Source organism: Pseudomonas floridensis (assembly GCF_002087235.1).
Lineage (GTDB): Bacteria > Pseudomonadota > Gammaproteobacteria > Pseudomonadales > Pseudomonadaceae > Aquipseudomonas > Aquipseudomonas floridensis.
On the sequence record NZ_MUIO01000025.1, the window covers coordinates 1 to 20,533 of the forward strand.

Below are 20,533 nucleotides of genomic sequence, written 5' to 3' on the forward strand. Positions count from 1 at the left end.
GAGCGAGCTTGCTCGCGAAAACGGTGTACGCCGCGCCGCTACCTGATCGGATGCACTGGCCCCTTCGCGAGCAAGCTCACTCCCACCGGTCATCCATAGCCTTTTGATTTGGTTGCGTGAAAACCCGCATAAGCCTTAGGTGACGCACAGCTTCAAAAGCGGCATGCCCGTGCGGATCGATGGGCATGCACACAGGATTCAGACCTTGACGATCCAGCCTGCTGGCGGCTCGATGTCACCGGACTGCACACCGGTCAGCTCTTTGTACAGGCGCTGGGTGACCGGACCGACTCCGGATTCGCTGTAGAACACATGCAGCTTGTCCTTGTAGGAAATCCCGCCAATCGGCGTGATCACTGCGGCAGTGCCGCACGCGCCTGCTTCCTTGAACTCATGGATGCGGTCAATGAACACGTCCCCTTCCTCGACCGTCAGGCCCAGGCGAGACTTTGCCAGTTCGATCAGCGATAAGCGGGTAATGCCCGGCAGCACGGAGGGCGACTTCGGAGTCAGGAACACATCATCATGGGTGATCGCGAAGAAGTTGGCCGACCCCACTTCCTCGATTTTGGAATGAGTCTGCGGGTCCAGATAGATGCAATCGGCGAAGCTGTGCTTCTTGGCCTCTGAGCCCGGCATCAGGCTGGCAGCGTAGTTGCCACCGACCTTGGCGGCACCGGTGCCATTCGGCGCGGCGCGGTCGTAGCCCGAGATCACGAAGTTGTTCGGCTTCAGGCCGCCTTTGAAATAGGCACCAACCGGGATGCAGAAGATCGAGAAGATGAATTCCGGGGCCGTGCGCACGCCGATGTTGTCACCCACGCCGATCACGAACGGACGCAAGTAAAGCGCGCCACCGGAACCGTACGGCGGAATGAAACGCTCGTTGGCCTTGACGACCTGCTTGCAGGCTTCGATGAATACATCGGTCGGAACGTGAGGCATCAGCAGACGAGAACAGCTGCGCTGCATGCGCTGGGCGTTCTGATCGGGACGAAACAGGTTGATCGAGCCATCTTTGCAGCGATAGGCCTTCAGGCCTTCGAAACACTGCTGACCGTAATGAAGCGCCGTAGAACCCTCGCTGATATGCAGGGTGTTGTCTTCGGTCAGCGAGCCCGCATCCCATGCGCCATCGCGCCAGTGAGAGAGGTAGCGTTTGTCGGTCTTGATGTAGTCGAAACCCAGCGTGTCCCAGTTGATGCTTTCTTGACTCATAACGCCCTCTATCATTTTAGCGACTGCCTGGACGAGTCAGGCCAATGCCGTATTCTGCCAGATCATTCGAAACCTGAGGCTTGAAATAAATACAAACCGATCAGGCGTTTTTGCATCCGTGCAAGCGATAGAGCCTGCTCCAGCGACTGCATGCCGTCAATCTGCCCGAACCTGACGCTGGCGAACATAAGTCAGAAAAGCGCTCATGTCGGTGCTGCATAACGTGCGTGCGACGGATTTCACTTCTTCCATGGGCCAGTCCCACCACGCGGACTGAAGCAAGAGCTCGCGCACGTCTTCTTCAAAGCGCCAGCGGATGAACTTGCAGGGGTTGCCACCGACTACCGAAAATGGCGCCACGTCGCGTACGACCATTGCACCCGCTCCGACAATGGCGCCGTGGCCAATCGTCACCCCGGAAAGAATGACAGCGTCGGCGCAGATCCAGCAGTCGCTGCCGATGGTGACATCGCCTTTGCTCGGCGCGTAGTCCTTGATATCACTGACCTGATCGACCATTGCCGGAAACGGGTATGTGGTAATCCAGTCGGTTCGGTGCTCACCGCCCAAAAGAATCCTGACGCCTTCGGCGATGGAGGTGTAGGAGCCCACTCGCAGGATCGTGTCGTCACCGAACTCGATGACATCCGGGATGCCATACGTTCCCACGCCCACTTCGTAACGCGGATAGCGCAGCCTGATTTTCTCCGGCGCTCGCTCCAGCTTGTCCATTCGGCGCAACTGCTTGCGTATCTTTCTTTCTTTGAGTTTGTCGAAAAATTTCATGAGACCCTGAATCCAGTGGAGCGCTGAAAAGCTGTCGCTTTATCTGTAGCTCAGCAACAAACGCTTGCATCGACGCCAGGTCGTGCGGTTCATGTGCTTCAGTGGAATGGAAAACAGCAGCTTCCAGCCATGTCGCTTGTCGGACACCGATGCATACTTGAGCGCTTTGTTGATCACCTCGGTGCGGCCCCGCTGATAATCACGGTGCTGGTGATAAGGCTCGATGGTCTTAAGGTCTGCCTCGAGCAACACCTTGTATTTACGCGACAGGTTGTTGGGGTGGCGTCGATAACGCGTCACCACCACCGGAAGCACGTGGATCTCGTAACCCTTGGAGGCGATCTTCAGGGTCATCTGGAAATCCTGGACCCTGATCTCCGGGTCATAGCCGCCCGCGTCCCTGATTGCCTGCATCCGGTACAGCGCTACCGGCGCGCCGACGACCACCGCGTTACGCAACACGTCATCAAACTTGAGTTTTTCAATGTAATTGCGCGACTGGCATTTGATGTAGTGGCCGTCACAATCCATGTAACTGATCAGCGCGCCCACGCACCCTACCTTGGGATGCGTATCAAGGTACTCGGCACGCACACTCACGGATGACGGCAGCATGATGTCATCCAGGTCCGGCGTGGACACGTAGACACCCCTGGCGTATTTGAGTCCGTGGTTCAGCGCGGCGCTGACGCCCTGGTTGGGCTGACGATAGAGCTGGAACGGATACTGGCTCTGCAGTGCTTCGAGCATCGCAATGCTATTATCACTGGAGCCGTCATCGACAATGATGACTTCGAAGTTCTCGTAATCCTGAGCGAAGATGCTCTGAATCGCGGCTTCCAGAAATCGTTCGGCGTTGTAGCAAGGGGCAATGATCGAAACAAGGGGTTTCGACGTAACATCCTGATCGGTCGAGGACATCGCAGAAGTGACAACCATAATTATTGTTGGCTCGTGGCCCGGTAATCCGGGCATTGCAAAGCCGTATCATGCGACAAGTCACTCTGTATTTCCATGATGACTCATGTTCGTTCAGAAACAGATACAAACACCCTTCTGCCTTTGGCCACACAGAACGTCAATCCACAAATGTTTCGTCTTTGTGAAGCATGCCCGCGACATGACTGGCCAACACCTCCAGCGCAAAAGGCTTGGTCAGCAGCTGCATATACGGACCAAGGAAATCGGCCCTGGCCATTGCACCCTCTGCGTAGCCCGTCAGGAAAAGCACTGGCATGCGCGGCTCAAGTTGTTGAATGACTTCGGCCAGCTGGCGGCCGTTCATCCCCGGCAGGCCGACATCCGTAAGCAGCAGATCCACACGCTCCAGGCTGTTGAATATCTGCAGTGCCTCCTCGCCATCACGGGCAACATGAACGTGATAACCCAGCTCTTCGAGCACTTCCCGATTGATCAGCCGCACCGAGTCATCGTCTTCGACCAACAGGATGGACTGACCCTGACCTGGAACGGTATTGACCGGAGCGGCCGTTTGCTCCAATTCGACCCGGCTGTGCTCAGGCAGGCAGATCGAAACGGTGGTTCCGGTGCCGGGCTCGCTGTCGATCGACAGGCTGCCATGACTCTGGTTCGCAAAGCCATACACCATGGACAACCCCAGACCGGTGCCCTGCCCGATGGGTTTGGTGGTGAAAAAGGGTTCGGTGACCTTGTCCAGGATCGACTGGGCAATCCCGCAGCCGGTGTCCCTCACCTGCACGCATGCACGTCTGCCGGTGTGCCCATCGCCCAGGTCTTCATGGTCGGTATCGACACGTGTGGCGATGGTCAGCGTTCCGCCTTCCGGCATGGCGTCCCGCGCATTGATGACCAGGTTCAGAATCGCGTTTTCCAGCTGGTTAGTGTCAGCGAAGATCCACGGATCCTCAGGACTCAGGTCGAGCGTCAGTACGATCTGCTCGGTCACGGTGCGACGCAGCAGGTCAGCGAGCGAGGTGATCAGTTGATTGACGGACACCGCCTTGGCATCCAGCGACTGCCGCCGGGAGAACGCCAGGAGGCGGTGAGTCAGCGAGGCGGCGCGTTGCGCAGAGGTCATCGCCGCATCCATGAACCGTTCCACGCCGTCCATCTGCCCTTTGCCCATGCGGATCTTGATCAGGTCGAGCGCGCTGATGACGCCGGTGAGCATGTTGTTGAAGTCATGGGCGATTCCTCCGGTCAACTGGCCCACGGCCTCCATTTTCAGGGATTGACGCAAGTGCTCTTCGGCCCGCGCTCTTTCTTCGCTTTCGGCTTTCAGCTTCTCGACCGCTTCGTTGAGTTCCTGAGTACGCGCCTTGACCTGAATCTCGAGCTCTTCGTTGAAGCGGCGCAGATTGAGCTCTGACTTTTTTTCCTCATTGATGTCGACGATGACCGATGCCGCACCAATGATATGGCGGCGCTCGTCATACAGCGGTACTGCACTGACCCTCATCCACGATTGGTGAGTACCCTCGGCGCTGTGGTAGAAGTCCACACCTGTCGCCGGATCCCCGCGCAACGCCCGTGCGCCCGGGAACATGTGCGGTTCCAGTCTCTGGCCCTGCGAGTCGAGCCCGACCCATTGCGCCGATCCTCCTGTGTGCCTGGAGGGAATGACGTTCGACGGCACGTACTGCCTGTAGAGCGGGTTACTGATGATCGACTTGCCTTCCAGGTTCATGAAGCACACGCCGACCGGAATGTTTTCCAGCAGAATCTGCAGGCGCCCTCGCTCTTCCGCCAGTTGAGTGAGGCTCTCACGCATCTCAAACTGGCGCTCACGCGAACGCCAGGCCGCAGCAGTGGCGCTCAAGAGCGACGCTGAGCTGAGCGGGCGCTCCAGAACGATCACGTGGCCAGCCGACTTGGGCAGCCGACGTCTGGCCACCTCGGTGTCTCTTCCGGAACGGCCTTTGCTCGACGCCAGCAGAATGATCGGTATTTCCGACCAGCCCGGCTGCTGCTCCAGCGCCCGGCCGAAACTCGCCGCGTCACCGGAAAGACTTTCTTCGGTGAGAATCACCAGCCCGGTGTTTTCCCCAAGACCGTCCGACAGCTCGGACAGGTTCTGGAAGGTCTGTACCGGATACATGTCGCCAAACAGCTTGCGCAGGCTGATCGCGTCGCCCTTGAAGGGTGCCACGATCGACAGGGTCTTGCCTTCAGGGCTCATCTCAATCGTCACGCTTTCGCTCTTCCATCAGGGGAAGATCGGCACCGAAATATTCAGGCGTTCCGGTCAGGACACCCCGGAAATTGACCAGCGGCTCGCCGACCCGCACGCCCTTCGAGTCAATGCGCAACTCTCGAATCGCGTCCTCGTGCGCTCCGCCCCGGTGCTTCAACACCGAGATGGCTTTGCGCAAGCGGCCCTGAGCCTCGAAGAACCGGATCAGCACCACCGAGTCCGCCACATAGGAAATGTTCAGATTGGTGGACATCGAACCCACCAGACCATGCTGCGGGTTGATCAGGAACGTAACGACCCCAAGATGGCTCAGGTAGGACAGCAACTCGTGCATCTGCAGAATCAACTGTTGTTCCTGTGGCATCGCGGCCATGTAGCCGTTGAGACTGTCGACGACGATCATGCTGCTGCCACGTCCTTCGACTTCACTGCGAACGCGCCAGGCGAATTCACCTGGGGAAATTTCCGCAGGGTCTATCTGCTGGATGACCAACTGACCATTGTCCACGTAACGGCTCAGGTCCATGCCCATGCTGTCGCCACGAGAGATCAGAGTGCCCACGCGTTCGTCGAACTCGTAGATCGTGCAGTTCTCGCCACGGGCGCACGCTGCTGACAGATAGGCCAGCGCAATCGTGGTCTTGCCCGACCCGGCGGGACCGGTGACCAGCGTGCTGGTGCCCCGTAACGGCCCGCCAGCCAGCAGGTCGTCGAGCGCGGGAACGCCGCTGGCCACAGACTCTGCCCGGAACGCCACATGATGAGTGGCGGCAATCAGGCGCGGGTAGACTTCCAGGCCACCCCTGCGAATGGTCAGGTCGTGAAAACCGGCGATGAAATCGACGCCGCGCAGTTTCTGAACCTGCAGACGGCGACGGGCCGCGCCGAAATCCAGGGTCAGACGCTCCAGCGTGATAACGCCATGGCAGAGGCTGTGAAGATGATTGTCACGCTCGCCACTTGATGCTGTCAGGTCGTCGACCAGCAGCACGGTGATGTTTCTGCCAGCGAAGTACTGCTTGAGCGCCAGCACTTGCCGACGGTAGCGCAATGGATCCTGAGCCAGCAGACGCATCTCCGACAGGCTGTCGAACACCAGCCGTTGTGGCTGTAATTTCTCCACCCGCTGCTGGATGAGCTTGATGGTGTCGCCAAGTTCGGCTTCCCAGGGATGCAGGATCGACTGCTCGTACTCGTCGCCCAGGACTTCTTCGGTCGAAGAAAACTCGAACAGATCGATACCGTCCAGAGACCAGCCATGCGAATGCGCAACGCTTTCAAGCTCTTCGCTGGTTTCCGACAGGGTGATGTAGAGCACGGACTCGCCAGCGCTCACACCGTTGAGCAAAAACTGCAGGCCCAGCGTCGTCTTGCCGGCCCCCGGAGTCCCTTCAAGCAGATAGAGCCGGTTGCTGGGCAGTCCACCTTTCAGGACCGTGTCAAAACCGGCATTGCCAGTCGAGACGATGGGACGGGGTTGGACCATTTTTACCTCGGGAGGAGTGCAGCGCGATAAGAGCGTTGAATCATGTGCAGGCTAGTATGGGGCCGACTTGACCGCTCCGCTACCGAGCACGCGAACATGACGAAAATAAAATTGAACTTACAGGCGCCCACACACTGCATTTTTTGCTTTTTCAATTTGCCTGCATAAAAAAACCCCATTCAAACGAATGGGGTTTTTTGTCAGTACCGCTGACCGGTCAGAACGCGTACGTCACCAGCAGCTCTTTCGCTACCTGAAAGTCCACCGACATCATCACGCTCAACGCGGTGATGGTGAAGATGGAGAACACGAACAGCTTGCGGGCCCAGACGGTGTCATCAACAGCTTTGTAGCCTTTCCAGGCCATGTACAACCAGTACATGCCCATACCGGCCGCAACAGCCAGGTAGTTCAGGCCGGCATAGCCGCCAACGGTCAACATCAGGGTGGCCACGAGGAACGCCAGGATGTAGAGCAGAATGTGACGCTTGGTGACCAGAATGCCGCGCTTGACCGGCAGAACCGGAATCTTCGCCGCACGATAGTCATTGAAACGGAAGATCGCGATCGCATACGAGTGCGGCATCTGCCACAGGCTGAACATCACCAGTAGCGTCAACGCCGCGAAATCGAAGCTGTTGCTCACTGCGCAGTAACCAATGACCGGAGGCATTGCCCCGGACAGGCTACCGACCAGCGTGCCGTGAACGGATTTGCGCTTCAGGTACAGGCTGTAGAAGCCGACGTAAATCACAAAGCCGATCACCGCGAACAGTGCAGCCAGCGGATTGGCCTTGGTATACAGCAGGCCTACGCCTGCGATACCCAGTACGGTCGCGTAGAGCAAGGCCAGTTTCAACGAAACCAGACCCTGCACCAGAACCCGGTTACGGGTCCTTTCCATGCGCTGATCGATGTCCCGATCAATGCAATTGTTGAACACGCAACCGGACGCAACGACCAGGGAAGTACCGATGACCGCAGCCAGGAACACGCTGAAGTCGATATTTCCCTTGGAAGCCAGAAAAAAGCCACCTGCCACCGAAAGCACGTTACCGAAAATGATCCCCGGCTTGGTGATTTGGATAAAGTGCTTCAGTGACATCTGGTATTCCTCAATGCGCCATCATTTCGCGGTGGATGCTGAAGATGATCCACAACGACAGGCCAACCAGCAGAACGATAACCATCGTGGTAAAGGCGAAGGCCATCACGTTGTTGCGCTGAACGCTCGAGAAGTCCAGGTGCAGGAAGTAATGCAGGTGCACCAGGATCTGAATGATCGCGAACGCCAGGATGATCGCGATGGTCATGTCCTTCGGCAGCGAAGGCGACATGACCAGGGCGAACGGGATGGCCGTCAGGATGATCGACAGAACGAAGCCGATAATGTACGACTTCACGGAGCCGTGGCTATGGTCTTCAGCCGGGTGATGTGAATTCGACATTACAAAGCCCCCATCAGGTAGACAACGGTGAACACGCCGATCCAGACCACGTCCAGGAAGTGCCAGAACAGGCTCAGGCAGCTCAGGCGGGTCTTGTTGGTGTTGGTCAGGCCCTTTTTCTGGACCTGATACATCATGATCGCCATCCAGATCAGACCGCTGGTCACGTGCACACCGTGCAGGCCTACCAGCGCGAAGAACGCTGACAGGAAGCCGCTGCGGCTAGGACCGTAACCTTCGTGGATCAGGTGATGGAACTCATAGACTTCCATGCCGATGAACGCAGCACCACACAGGAAGGTCAGCGCCAGCCAGCCCAGTACCTGGCTTTTATTGCCCTTGTACAGAGCCAGCATGGCGAAGCCGTAAGTGATACTACTGACCAGCAGGAACGCGGTTTCCACGGCCACGAACGGCAGCAGGAAAATGTCCTGGCCCGACGGGCCGCCCGCGACACTGTTGACCATCACGGCGTAGACCGCGAAGAACGAGGCGAACAACACGCAGTCGGTCATCAGGTACAGCCAGAAGCCGTAGACCGTCATGCCACCGCTGTCGTGGTGATCGTCATGCCCGTGATCATGATGGTGATCGTGGGCTCCAGGATTGATTGCAATATTCGACATGTTTAAACCTGTTCCAGCGAGGACTTGACAGGAGTGTATGCACCGTTGGCCGCCAGGACCTTGTGGTGCTCACCTTCAATACGCGCTACTTCTTCGGCCGGCACCATGTAGCCCTGGTCGTCACGTGCAGCGTGAGCGACGAAGACCGCGATGGTTGCAACCAGGCTTGCGCCAACCAGCCACCAGATGTGCCAGATGAATGCGAAACCGAATACGGTCAGCAGCATGCCCATGTACAGGCCGGTCGGCGTGTTGTTAGGCATGTGGATCGCCGAGTAGTGAGCGGGCACCTTGTAGGCGGTACCTGCACGCTTGGCGTCGGTGAACGCATCGATGTCGTCTGCCTTCGGCAGTTCGGCAAAGTTGTAGAACGGTGGTGGCGACGAAGTCGACCATTCCAGGGTATGGCCATTCCATGGGTCGCCGGTCACGTCCGGGTTCTTGGCACGGTCACGGATACTCACGAACAGCTGGATCAGTTGCGAAGCGATACCGCATGCGATCAGCACGGCGCCGAACAGCGCGACGTCCAGGTAGATGTTCCACTCTGGCATGTCGGTAGCGTTCAAACGACGGGTCATGCCCAGGAAGCCCAGCGCGTACAGCGGCATGAACGCGACGAAGAAGCCGACGATCCAGAACCAGAACGCTGCCTTGCCCCACTTCTCGTTCAGCGTGAAGCCGAACGCCTTAGGGAACCAGAACGCGAAGCCGGCGATGTAACCGAACACCGCACCGCCAATGATGACGTTGTGGAAGTGAGCGATCACGAACAGGCTGTTGTGCAGCACGAAGTCAGCACCCGGGATCGCCAACAGAACGCCGGTCATACCGCCGATCGAGAAGGTGACCATGAAGCCCAGGGTCCAGAGTACCGGTGCGGTGAAGCGCAGGCGGCCCTGGTACATGGTGAACAGCCAGTTGAATAGCTTCACACCCGTCGGGATCGCGATGAGCATCGTCGCCAGCCCGAAGAAGGCGTTGACGTTGGCACCCGCCCCCATGGTGAAGAAGTGGTGCAGCCAGACCATGAAGCCCAGTACACAGATCGCACCGGAAGCGAAGATCATCGACTTGTGGCCGAACAGACGCTTGCCGGAGAACGTGGAGATGACTTCCGAGAACACGCCGAAGGCCGGCAGGATCAGAATGTATACCTCAGGGTGACCCCACGCCCAGAACAGGTTCACGTACATCATGGGGTTACCGCCCATTTCGTTCGTGAAGATGTGGAAGTCCAGGTAGCGGTCAAGGGTGAGGAACGCCAGGGTAGCGGTCAGGATCGGGAACGAAGCCACGATCAGGATGTTTGCCCAGGTGCAGGTCCAGGTGAAGATCGGCATATCCAGCAGTTTCATGCCAGGGGTACGCATTTTCAGCACGGTCACGAGGAAGTTGACCCCCGTCAGCGTCGTACCTAACCCGGATAACTGTAGCGCCCAGATGTAGTAGTCAACCCCCACGCCAGGACTGTATTGCAACCCCGACAACGGCGGATAAGCAACCCAGCCGGTCTTGGCGAACTCACCGACACCCAGGGAGATGTTGATCAGCAGCATGCCTGCGACCAGCAGCCAGAAGCTCAGGGAGTTCAGGAACGGAAAGGCAACGTCGCGAGCGCCGATCTGCAGAGGCAGAACGATGTTCATCAGACCGGTGAAGAACGGCATCGCCATGAAGATGATCATGATCACACCGTGAGCGGTGAAGATCTGGTCATAGTGTTCCGGCGGCAGGAAGCCTTCGGAACCATTCTGGGCCATCGCCAGTTGGGTACGCATCATGATCGCGTCGGCAAAGCCGCGCAGCAGCATGACCATGGCAACGATGATGTACATCACGCCGATTTTCTTGTGGTCGACGGACGTCAGCCATTCAGACCACAAGTAGGTCCACTTGCGGAAATAGGTGATCAACCCGACTACCGCGAGGCCGCCAAGCGCGATCATGGCAAGTGTCACCATGACTATCGGCTCGTGGAACGGCACCGCTTCCAGACTTAATTTGCCAAACATCGTTTACTCCTCTGCCCCAGCAGCTGAATTTTTGCTCTTTTCCGCACCGTCGATACTGGCGGTTTCTTTCTCACCAGCAACAACCTTCTTGCCCGGGTTCATGCCTTCATACTTGTCGATGACGATCTGGAACAGGTTCGGAGTGACTGTCGAGAACAGTTCCACGGGGTTGCGCTCGCTCGGCTTGAGCAGTTCAGCATACTCGGCCTGACCCAGCTTCTTCGGTGAATTCCTGACGTCTGCGACCCAGTTGTCGAAATCGGCCTGGCTCACGGAATTGGCCTTGAACTTCATGCCGGTAAACCCTGCGCCGCTGTAGTTGGCGGAGATACCGTTGAACTCGTGAACTTCGTTGGCGATCAGGTGCAGCTTGGTGTGCATGCCCGCCATTGCGTAGATCTGGCCGCCCAGACCCGGGATGAACAACGAGTTCATCACGCTGTCGGAGGTGACCTGGAAATTGATCGGCGTGTTGGCCGGGAACACGATCTTGTTGACCGTCGCGATGTTGTATTCCGGGTAGATGAATATCCATTTCCAGTCTACGGAAATGGCCTGGATCGTGACCGGCTTCACGTCGGAATCAAGCGGACGGTACGGGTCCAGTGCGTGAGTCGAGACGTAGGTGAAGTAACCCAGGAACACCAGCAGCAGCATGGGAACGCCCCAGACCGCGATTTCGATCTTGGTGGAGTGCGACCAGTCCGGCGTGTACTTGGCAGCCTTGTTCGACGAGCGATACTTCCAGGCGAAGATCAGGGTCATCAGGATGACCGGGATCACGACGATAAGCATCAGCAACGTGGCGATGATGATCAGGTTACGCTGCTCGATACCTACCTGCCCTTTTGGATCGAGCAGAGGTACGCCGTCGCATCCACTGAGCAAAAGCATACAGAAAAGGGCCAAGAAGCCAAAAAACCTGGGGTACCTTTTTTTACTCATTTCACGACCTCTAAAAGCAGCTTGCGCGGTGCAGTTGGGTTTCGACCGCCAACACTTCACCCTGCCAGTGCCGGCAATTTTTTTGAATTGAACAAGGGCCTGCCAGTACGCCAACGCGACGTATCGACAAATCCGGGTTAGCTATGGATTCTTATTTTGAGCTGCTGGGACTGCCCGATGTGCAGGGCAGACGCCTTCAGCGCGGCCATAATGCGCCCTCGGAGGCCAGCATTGCGCTGCCTGTTCAGAGTACACAGGTGACGCTCAAGGCCTCAAAATTGCTGATCGCCCAGTCAAGCCGGACGACAAGTGACGGGGATTGTAGATATGTAAATTTTTAATGACTATGCCTAATTTTGTAACAGTTAATCTCACAATCCGCAACAATAACGCCGAAACCAGCTTGGGACATCGTAAAAAAGCCTCGATTTCAAGAGGCTTTTTTCACCAAAGCCCTTGTAATCAGTAAGGTTTACGTCGATTGCGGATGACGCAGACCGGAACCAGCACCGCGGTCAGAACGAAGGCGACCAGCGCCCATTGCGCCAGAGACAGACCCAGGACCGGCGGATAAGGGGTGGTGCAGAAACCGCTGACCTGAAAGACAACCGGGAACAGGTCCGCCAGCGGCAGGCCGTCGACGATCGGTTGCAGGGTATCGATGCCGCAACTGACCGCCGGATGGGCCAGGATCCAGGCGTGACGCCCCGCTGCGGCAATGCCGCCCAGCGCACTGAGGGTAACCAGCACCTCGAACAGGGTCACGCTGCGACGGCCGGGCATGGCAGCGCCGATGAAGGCGAAGAGCGCTATGAACAGCAGTGCGTAGCGTTGCAGGATGCACAACGGGCACGGCGCCTCCTCGAGCACGATCTGCATGTACAGGGCGCCGCCGATCAGGGACAGACAAATAATCCCCAGCAGAACCAGAAAGCGCTTTTCACGTTGCAGGTACAACAGGTTGTCGCTCATTCACATACCTTACTGAACTGATGAGTGGGTGGCGGCCGCACGGGGACGATATTACCAGCCACCTGAGGGCGGGACGCGCAGTGTAGAATCGCCCGCCCCGGATCGCACGCGATAATCGTTCGCTGCACCTGACAACTCAAGCGGGCACCGACCATACGGCAGAATCTGCCCGCTGGATGGTTGCGTTGCAGGCAAGACGTGACCGGGTCGACCAAAGGAGGATTTCTCTTCCTTATATATAGAAGGCTGCGTCAGTTTGTCGCACCCCCTCTATATATAGAAGGGCGCGGTATTTTGTCGCACCGCGGGATTCGGCCCTTCGACCCGCTATCCTGTAAAAATCCTAAAGCCACAACCTTGCGGGTCGATAACCTGTCAGAGAAAGATGTTTGTCGCCTCCAGGCGACGAAACACCTATAGCCAGAAGGTCACTATGTCCAAGAACGTCCGAGCAGATTCACTTTCGCTGCTCCTCTTCACGTTGCGCAGCGGCAAGCTGATGGCGATCAATCTGCTCAAGGTCAGCGAAATCATTCCCTGCCCTGCGCTGACTCATCTGCCGGAATCGCACCCGCACGTCAAAGGCATCGCCACGCTACGCGGCTCGTCGCTGTCGGTCATCGATCTGAGCCGGGCCATCGGCGAACGGCCGCTGGCCGACCCGGATGGCGGCTGCCTGATCGTCACCGACGTCAGCCGCTCCAAACAGGGTCTGCACGTGCAGGCCGTCAGCAAGATCGTGCACTGCCTGACCACCGACATCCGCCCGCCACCCTATGGATCGAGCAGCAAGTCGTTCATTACCGGTGTCACTCAGGTCGACGGCGTGCTGGTGCAGGTATTGGATATCGAGAAGGTCATTCACGGTATCGCCCCGGCGCAGATCGTCGTCCAGTCGGCGGAACTGGCCAGAGAAGACGCCGAAGTGCTGGCCCAGGCCCGCATTCTGGTCGTCGATGACAGCCAGGTTGCCCTGCAGCAATCGATCATCACCCTGCGCAATCTGGGCATCAACTGCCACACTGCCCGCAGCGCGAAGGAAGCCATCGATGTGTTGCTGGAACTGCAAGGCACTGCCGCGCAGATCAACGTAGTGGTGTCCGACATTGAAATGTCGGAGATGGACGGCTACGCCCTGACCCGCACCTTGCGTGACACGCCTGACTTCCACGATCTGTACATCCTGCTGCACACCTCGCTGGACAGCGCGATGAACAGTGAAAAGGCCCAGGTTGCCGGTGCCAATGCTGTGCTGACCAAGTTCTCGTCTCCCGAGCTGACCAAATGTCTGATCGAGGCCGCCCGTACGGTCGTGGCACAGGGCATCTGATCCACCGGCCACCGAAAAGCTGTCCAGGACCTGACGACGCATCGCCCGACCATTGCTGGTTGATGCGTCGCGGTCTCGACGGGCCGGTAGCCAAAGCGCAATGGCCCGCCAGCATCATCGTTGCGCCCTTCTCCCTTCGGCAGGCCACGACCGTCCATGGCCTCCTGTCATCGGGTTATCAGGACGGATCGGGCAGCGTCGCACAGTATGCCGAGTGGCTTTCAGCTTTCGAGCACGACCCTGAATTCAATCCATCGCTGTGTTTTCTGGCCATGCACGAAGGCATCGCGGTGGGCGTTGTCGCCTGCTGGACCAGCGCCTTCATCAAAGACCTGGTGGTTCATGCCGATTACCGGCACCGAGGGATCGGCACGGCGTTGCTCAATCACCTGTTCGCGCACCTGCGGCAGCAAGGCGAAGGCTGCGTCGATCTCAAGGTCGTTGAAAACAACCTGGGCGCACGGCGTCTTTATGAAAAATCAGGCATGTCCTACGTCAGTCGCTTGCCAGTCGTACCAGTATGATCTGCCATAATTCGCTCCCCCAAGCGGTTCATGGAGACCGACATGAAATCCCCCCTCCTGTTGCTGGCAGTCCTGTTATTGCTCACCGGACAGGCCAATGCGTCAAGCCCGCAGGCCTGGAGTGATCTGGACAAGGCGATGCTGGCCAGTTGCCTAAAAGCCAGCCAGCTCAAGAACGCCTCTGCCGTGGGAAGCAGCGCCCAGTTCGACGACCGGGTCGGTTACAGCGCCCTGCTGTTGCGTGGACGTTACCCGCAAAAATACATGAACAACCGCACAGGCACCGAACTGTGTCTTTACCACCGCAAAAACCGACAGGCCACGGTAACCGAGTGGGACAGCGTCGAGGCAGGCACCCCCAGGCAATAAACCGCTGGCGCACAATTTGCTTCCTGTTCGCCATCAGCCGGTTGGCAACTGAATTGTTGTCACACCCGGCGTCAGTCACGGATGGGCCACGGACACCATGAACACCCAGTTTTCCTGCACCGGCTGCGGCGGTTGCTGCACCGACCACCACGTCCCGCTCACTCTCACCGAAGCCACGCAGTGGGCGGCAGACGGCGGTACGGTGATCGTCCTGACCGAGGCGTTTCTCAGTAACGGCTACGGCGTCCCCGAAGCGCAGCTGACCCACGCCACCCGCCGCTCTACCGAGGTGAACAGCGGTCAGACCACGGCTTACGTTGCCATCACCTTTGCCGCCTACAATGTGGGCCGCTGCCGGAATCTTGACGAAGAGAATCTGTGCCGCATCTATGAACGGCGGCCGCTGGTGTGCCGGATCTATCCGATGGAAATCAATCCGCATATCCCGTTGCGCCCGGAAACCAAGGGTTGCCCACCAGAAGCCTGGGAACAGGGCCCGGATCTGATCGTTGGTGGCAAACTCGTGGATACGCAACTGATGGCGCTGATCGAGCAATCCCGTCAGGCCGACCGCGACGAGATCAAGGCCAAACAAGCGATCTGCCAGAAACTGGGGATTCGCACCACAGCCCTCAAAGGCAATGGTTTCGTGGCGTATCTGCCCGACATGAGCGCCTTCGCATCTGCCATCGAGCAGGTCGCCGACAGTGCAGAAGAACTGACCGACACTGCAGAGTGGGAATTTCACGTTGCCGGGCAGACGGTCATCGACACGCTGCAGGCTGCCGGTGCCGATGTGACGGTCCGGGAGCCGGTGTCCTACCTCTTCATTCCGCTGCAGGCCGCTTGAAACAACAGCCGATCAGCGCTTGCCCATGGAGCGGCGCGTGCCGGACGGCGCTGCACCGGGGGTCTTGTGATGGCTCGACTTATTCGACTTCTGATACCAGGCCTGATCCTTGTCCTTCCTGGCCTGCGCGAACTCCGACGGCTTGAACGGAAAGCTGAACGGTGCAACCGCCGCTTTCTTTTCGGCAGTGTCTAACACATCGGTTGCAGGGTCTTGAACAGGGGGTTGTTCAGGCGTGGTCATGGTGGCACCAGAAAAGTCGAAATGGCCGGGCGAACGCCCGCGGTCGCGCAGCATACAGCAATCGTCGAGTACTCGCCCGAGCCTCCTGTCGCCATTATTTGTAGAACAGATCCACCATGACTTCGGCATCGAAGGGCCCGACCTGAGGTCGGGTGCTGTTCCAAAGCAATTGCGCATTGAAGTCTGCCTGGGAGGCGTGGGTTTCTCCCAACAGTTCGGCCAGATGAAACAGTTCGTTGTAAGCCAACGGATTGCCACTCACCGCACTGACAATCCTGATCCCCAGTGAAGGATTGGCGGTAGGGACCAGCACATCCCCCGTGCCTGAGACGGTGCCGCTCACCGGGCGAAAGCGGGCATTGATGCTGAACGGCGAATCACAGGCCCGACTGGTCACCAGCGAAAACGGCTGACTGGCGAACACCCTGCCAATGGCGACGTTCTGAATGGGAAGTTCGCCAAATTCGACGGTTTCCGGAGACACTTCCAGTTCGGCGTCGCAGGCGACGAAGCGCAAACCGCTCAAGTTGTCGATCGTGTAATCGAGGCTGCGGCCCGGTACCGGTTGCGGACCTGCGCCGTCCAGCTGAAAGAAACGATAATCGAGCAATGTGCTCGCCACACCCGACGGCGGAGTGGCGCCGAACTTCTGGATGAACACCGAAAACCCCAGATTGAAACTGATTTTGGGGCACTGATCGATATTCCCGTCACCTTCATGACAGGGCGGCAGATACTGCCCCGTACCGATTCGACCACTGCTGTGCACGTGATCGACACCCTGGAGCGTCACCCCGGCACGAATGCCCTGACCGATGGGCAGGTTATCGGGGTTGAGGTAAACGAATATTTCTTCCTGGACCGATTGCTGGCTGTCCTTGAAACAGTCGACCTGAATGGTCAGCGGCTCGGAACGCCAGACCACTTCACCGTCGGCAACCGATGCGGGAATCGCGACAGTGCTGCTCAATTGCCCGCGAATGGTCATCTCACCGGCGCCTTGCGTCTTGCAGACCAGCGCAAAGACCGACGTCGGCATCATCAGCATCAGCAGGGCAAAGGCCCGAGAGCCGTATCTTACAAGTAAGTGTTTCATATCAGCATTCATCCTGAAGAGAAGTGTCGTCCAGCAGATGGGCGCTTGATGACGCCTGTCCGTTCAGGCGTGCGCAGTAGCTGCGCTGACCGCCATAGTCGGTCAGCGCCTTGAAGTTCAAGCGATGGTTCGTGACGGACTGCCGGTTCCCGGTCAACGCAAACTCCAGTCGATCGCCAGGCGCCAGCAACGCGTCATGGCTGACCGGAATACCGTCCACAGCGAGGGTTTCAAGCGCAGCGTGGTAAGGCGTTGGATTACTGACCTGCAGCAGCCCATTTCCTTGCTCATCCAAAGCGATCACCCAGCGCAACCGGGCAGCGGTGTCGGCCGGATCTCCCGGCAGACCGACCGGTCGATAAAACACATTGAGGCGCTGACGCACGGCAATGTTGAGCTGGCGGCGGCCCTCACGTCGTTGGGGAATCTCGAGTACATACAGATGCAGCAATGACTCCCGGTCACCCACCATGCCCGCGCCCTGATACAGGATGCGCAACAGTGTTTTTTCACCTGCTGCCAGACGTGACAGTGGCGGTGTGACGGCAAACGGCAACGGCTCGCGTTGCGCCGAAGGCGTGTCATCGTCGTCACGCGGATCGCTCAGCCAGCTCTGAATCAGCACCTCGCTGGATCCGCGATTACGGATCTCGAGGCTGGCTTCCCGGTCTCGGCCATCAAAAACCAGACGTGTTCCCGTCAGGGAAAGCGCGGCCTGAACCGGGAAACCGGTCACGAGCATCAGCCCAAACAAAATGAAGCCTCGCCAGCCCGTCAACCTGATCACTGACAGGTCACCGTCAGCCGCTCGTACGCCCGCGCCGGATCCTTCGGCGGCAGTGTGAACGGTGCATGACACACTTGATCCGACCAGCGCACCCGCAAGGTGCCAGTGTCGTGCTCGCTCAACACCAGCGCCTGGCTGTTCGGATCGACGACCGCGAGCGCCCTGCCCTGCTCGTCCTCGACACTGGCGCCCAGTGCAATCGGGCTGCCATCGCCACGTACCAGCACGAACTGAACCCGCCGACCCGATGCCGCGGCGAAGCGCACCAACGGCATGGCTCCACGACGCGGCACGATCTGGGTCACCGCACTGTCCAGGTCGATATCGGCGCCCAACTGACGTGTATCCAGACTGATCCAGTTGGTGCGATACGGTTGCGCATAAGGCAATACGGCATAGCCATTGCCTGCGGTCGCGACGTTGTTGAACGACTTCAACCGCGCACCGCTGACATCCGGCACCTGCACCAGCGCAAAGGTTTCGCCCAGCGACTGTCCGAAATTGATGCCACCGGCATGCGCCACCAGCGAACCTGCGGCGGCCAGTGTCAACGCGTCATACTCGCGCCCCTGGCTGTAACCGGCTTCGAATCGGCCGAACGGCATGGTGGTATTGATTTTCCCGGCGCCGAAATTGCCCGAATTGCTGTCACGTCCCGTCTGTACCGAATAGAACGTATCGCGGTCGTTCAGCACCTGCCCATTGAGGCCTGTCTGCACGCTGTAATCGCCGGCACTGTCGCGCACACCGTTGAACGACAGGCGCGATGAGCCGGGGTTCGAGCCCAGTGGTACGGTCATGCTCAATGCGATGCGAGTGTCAGGCGTCGTCTCACCCGTTCGCCCGAACGTTTCGTTGCGCTCGATGGACAGGCTGTAATTCACTGAATGCCAGGCGGCGTTGTAAGACAGGTAAAGCTGACGGGTCTTGCCGGGCAGGTTCCAGTAACGTTGCTCAGAACCGGTCAGACTCAGCGAGGCGCTCTGTGCGGGAAGCCCCTGCGTAACATTGATCTCGATCCGGTCTCTGGGCTGCCCGCCCGGAAACACGCTCGATCGTTCATCGATCTGGCTCACATGTTGATCGAGTGTTCGGTAATCCTCGGTGGAATAGCGATACCCAGCGATTGCAAGGGTGGTATTAGTCACATCCAGCGTATTGGCGTAACGCACCCTGACACTCTGGCCTGCATGCGTCTGTTCAGCCTCCTCACTGATGGAATGGGTCACGTCCAGCGACACGGCACCCAGACCGGTGTTGACGCCCGCGCCCAGGTTGGCCGCCTGATAGTCTTCGGCCATCTGCAAGCCGCCAAATCCGGTGACCCGCTCGGAGAGTCCGTAAATCAGCGCCGCGCTGGTGAAGGTCGGAGTGGCCTGGCCTTCATTGTCGATACGCCCCGCCGCCACGCTGTAACGCAATGCACCGGCTGGCACCATGATCGGTAGCGAAGCATAGGCTTGCACGAAAGATCGCTGGCGCCCGTCCGCCTCGATGATCGTCACCAAAAGATCGCCATTGGAGCCGCTGGGGTAGATGTCGGATATTTCGAATGGCCCCGGTGAGACGTTGCCGCTGTACAGCAAAAAGCCGTTCTGTCGAACTTCGACGGTTGCGTTGGTTTCGGCCGTGCCGCGAATGACCGGGGTATAGGTGCGTTCGCTGTCGGGAAGCATCCCGTCGTCGGACGCCAGGGTCGCCCCGCGAAACCTGACACTGTCGAACACCTGCGAGTCGCTGAAGGTCTCTCCCAGCGTCAACTGGCTTTTGAGCACTGTGATGTCACGTTGAGCAAAGGTACGGTTGCTGCGAAAGCGCCATGATCGGTCCGAGCCGCCCACCAGTGAAGACTCGTTGCGCAGCCGCCACGCCCCAAGATTCAGCCCGTTGCGCAGCCCCAGATAATACTGGTCGGTCTCGATATCCCGATTGCGACGTCGGGAGCCGTTGAAGCTGTAATTGACGAACGCGGCTGTTTCGCCCTCATCCCACAATTGTGGCGAAACGTAGCCTCTGGCACTGCGCGCCATGACGGCCTGCGGCACGCTGATGGTCAGACGTAACGCATTGGGGTTGTAATCGACACGGGCGAATTCGACAGCGGCAGGCAGATCGAAACACGCCTGATCCGGACCGGGTGCCGTAGGCAGACGAGCGAGATCGAGCCCCAGTTCGTTCAACATGTGCAGCGTCAGGCACGGCTCGATCAGTCCCGAGCGGCGGTTTTTCGAGAACATCACATCACGGCGTCCACTCAACGCCCGATTGACGAAGATGTCGACACGGTAGGTGCCGGGCAGAATGCTGTTGGCGCGCAGAAACTCCTTGAGATCCGGCGGCTGGTCGCTGCCTTGAATGAACGCGGTGTTGAATTTCACCGAGGCCGACGCACCGTCGCTCCCCGAAGACGCAGCCAGTACCGTACCGGAAAAGGTCAGCACCAGGCTGAAACCGATTGGATAACACCAGGCCACGCGCACGGTACGACGTTTTGACCCGCGCCCTGCACAAGGGCGGACAGACCTTGCAATGACGCCTTTATTATCTTTTTTATGCCATTCCATTAGCGATCTTCACTCTACTTCGGTTATATCGCACACCGCGCATGCTTCGCGCGGGCACACGGCGACTGGACCTTCGTCATGACCGGGCCCTCATGGGGA

19 protein-coding genes are annotated in these 20,533 nt (G+C 58.5%); 4 read left to right on the forward strand and 15 right to left on the reverse strand.

From position 1 onward, the window contains the following. Positions 1 to 198 precede the first annotated feature (198 nt). From BZK31_RS09320 to BZK31_RS09375, 11 genes are all read right to left on the reverse strand, one after another. A complete protein-coding gene (locus tag BZK31_RS09320) occupies positions 199 to 1,218 on the reverse strand; it encodes a branched-chain amino acid aminotransferase (RefSeq protein ID WP_083182414.1) in 1,020 nt (339 codons plus the stop codon). A 156-nt stretch (positions 1,219 to 1,374) separates the two neighbouring features. Further along, a complete protein-coding gene (locus BZK31_RS09325; RefSeq protein ID WP_167377895.1) occupies positions 1,375 to 2,004 on the reverse strand; it encodes a CatB-related O-acetyltransferase in 630 nt (209 codons plus the stop codon). Between the two features lie 39 nt (positions 2,005 to 2,043). Further along, positions 2,044 to 2,925 carry a glycosyltransferase family 2 protein gene (locus BZK31_RS09330; protein WP_083182415.1) on the reverse strand — a complete coding sequence of 294 codons (882 nt, stop codon included), beginning with the start codon at positions 2,923 to 2,925 and terminating at the stop codon, positions 2,044 to 2,046. Positions 2,926 to 3,082: 157 nt separating this feature from the next. Beyond that, positions 3,083 to 5,176: a hybrid sensor histidine kinase/response regulator gene (locus BZK31_RS09335; protein ID WP_244182655.1), complete on the reverse strand. Its 2,094-nt coding sequence runs from the start codon at positions 5,174 to 5,176 to the stop codon at positions 3,083 to 3,085. Continuing rightward, complete coding sequence (locus BZK31_RS09340) at positions 5,166 to 6,665, reverse strand: ATPase domain-containing protein (RefSeq protein ID WP_083182417.1); 1,500 nt, start codon at positions 6,663 to 6,665, stop codon at positions 5,166 to 5,168. Before BZK31_RS09340 ends, BZK31_RS09335 begins: the two co-directional genes overlap by 11 nt. Positions 6,666 to 6,882: 217 nt before the next feature. Then, positions 6,883 to 7,770, reverse strand: coding sequence for a heme o synthase (cyoE, locus tag BZK31_RS09345; protein WP_083182418.1), 888 nt, complete (start codon positions 7,768 to 7,770; stop codon positions 6,883 to 6,885). A 10-nt stretch (positions 7,771 to 7,780) separates the two neighbouring features. Next, positions 7,781 to 8,113, reverse strand: a complete 333-nt coding sequence (gene cyoD, locus BZK31_RS09350; protein ID WP_083182419.1) for a cytochrome o ubiquinol oxidase subunit IV — start codon at positions 8,111 to 8,113, stop codon at positions 7,781 to 7,783. Continuing rightward, on the reverse strand, positions 8,113 to 8,739 hold the full coding sequence (locus BZK31_RS09355; RefSeq protein WP_083182420.1) for a cytochrome o ubiquinol oxidase subunit III: 627 nt from the start codon (positions 8,737 to 8,739) through the stop codon (positions 8,113 to 8,115). The genes cyoD and BZK31_RS09355 overlap by 1 nt, the downstream gene beginning before the upstream one ends. A gap of 2 nt (positions 8,740 to 8,741) precedes the next feature. Next, the gene (cyoB, locus tag BZK31_RS09360) at positions 8,742 to 10,754 is read right to left on the reverse strand and encodes a cytochrome o ubiquinol oxidase subunit I (protein WP_083182421.1); all 2,013 of its coding nucleotides are present in this window, start codon (positions 10,752 to 10,754) and stop codon (positions 8,742 to 8,744) included. Positions 10,755 to 10,757: 3 nt separating this feature from the next. Beyond that, positions 10,758 to 11,699 (reverse strand): ubiquinol oxidase subunit II, encoded by a 942-nt coding sequence (gene cyoA / locus BZK31_RS09365; RefSeq protein WP_083182422.1) that lies wholly within the window; start codon positions 11,697 to 11,699, stop codon positions 10,758 to 10,760. 462 nt (positions 11,700 to 12,161) lie between these two features. After that, positions 12,162 to 12,671, reverse strand: coding sequence for a disulfide bond formation protein B (locus tag BZK31_RS09375; RefSeq protein ID WP_083182423.1), 510 nt, complete (start codon positions 12,669 to 12,671; stop codon positions 12,162 to 12,164). Positions 12,672 to 13,104: 433 nt separating this feature from the next. Here BZK31_RS09375 and BZK31_RS09380 point away from each other — a divergent pair, with 433 nt between their 5' ends. The 4 genes from BZK31_RS09380 (at position 13,105) to BZK31_RS09395 (ending at position 15,744) form a co-directional block, all read left to right on the forward strand. Beyond that, entirely contained in the window at positions 13,105 to 14,001 is an 897-nt protein-coding gene (locus BZK31_RS09380; RefSeq protein WP_083182424.1) for a chemotaxis protein, read from the forward strand. 62 nt (positions 14,002 to 14,063) lie between these two features. Next, entirely contained in the window at positions 14,064 to 14,525 is a 462-nt protein-coding gene (locus tag BZK31_RS09385) for a GNAT family N-acetyltransferase (protein ID WP_083182425.1), read from the forward strand. A 42-nt stretch (positions 14,526 to 14,567) separates the two neighbouring features. Continuing rightward, positions 14,568 to 14,894: a hypothetical protein gene (locus tag BZK31_RS09390; protein WP_083182426.1), complete on the forward strand. Its 327-nt coding sequence runs from the start codon at positions 14,568 to 14,570 to the stop codon at positions 14,892 to 14,894. Between the two features lie 97 nt (positions 14,895 to 14,991). Then, positions 14,992 to 15,744, forward strand: coding sequence for a YkgJ family cysteine cluster protein (locus tag BZK31_RS09395; RefSeq protein WP_083182427.1), 753 nt, complete (start codon positions 14,992 to 14,994; stop codon positions 15,742 to 15,744). A gap of 12 nt (positions 15,745 to 15,756) precedes the next feature. Here BZK31_RS09395 and BZK31_RS09400 read toward each other — a convergent pair whose 3' ends face one another. The 4 genes from BZK31_RS09400 to BZK31_RS09415 all read right to left on the reverse strand — a co-directional run bounded on the left by BZK31_RS09400 (position 15,757) and on the right by BZK31_RS09415 (position 20,434). Further along, complete coding sequence (locus tag BZK31_RS09400; protein ID WP_083182468.1) at positions 15,757 to 15,987, reverse strand: hypothetical protein; 231 nt, start codon at positions 15,985 to 15,987, stop codon at positions 15,757 to 15,759. 94 nt (positions 15,988 to 16,081) lie between these two features. Continuing rightward, entirely contained in the window at positions 16,082 to 17,083 is a 1,002-nt protein-coding gene (locus BZK31_RS09405) for a fimbrial protein (protein WP_083182428.1), read from the reverse strand. A 1-nt stretch (position 17,084) separates the two neighbouring features. Further along, the gene (locus BZK31_RS09410; protein ID WP_083182469.1) at positions 17,085 to 17,825 is read right to left on the reverse strand and encodes a fimbrial biogenesis chaperone; all 741 of its coding nucleotides are present in this window, start codon (positions 17,823 to 17,825) and stop codon (positions 17,085 to 17,087) included. 41 nt (positions 17,826 to 17,866) lie between these two features. Then, the gene (locus BZK31_RS09415; RefSeq protein ID WP_083182429.1) at positions 17,867 to 20,434 is read right to left on the reverse strand and encodes a fimbria/pilus outer membrane usher protein; all 2,568 of its coding nucleotides are present in this window, start codon (positions 20,432 to 20,434) and stop codon (positions 17,867 to 17,869) included. Positions 20,435 to 20,533 lie beyond the last annotated feature (99 nt).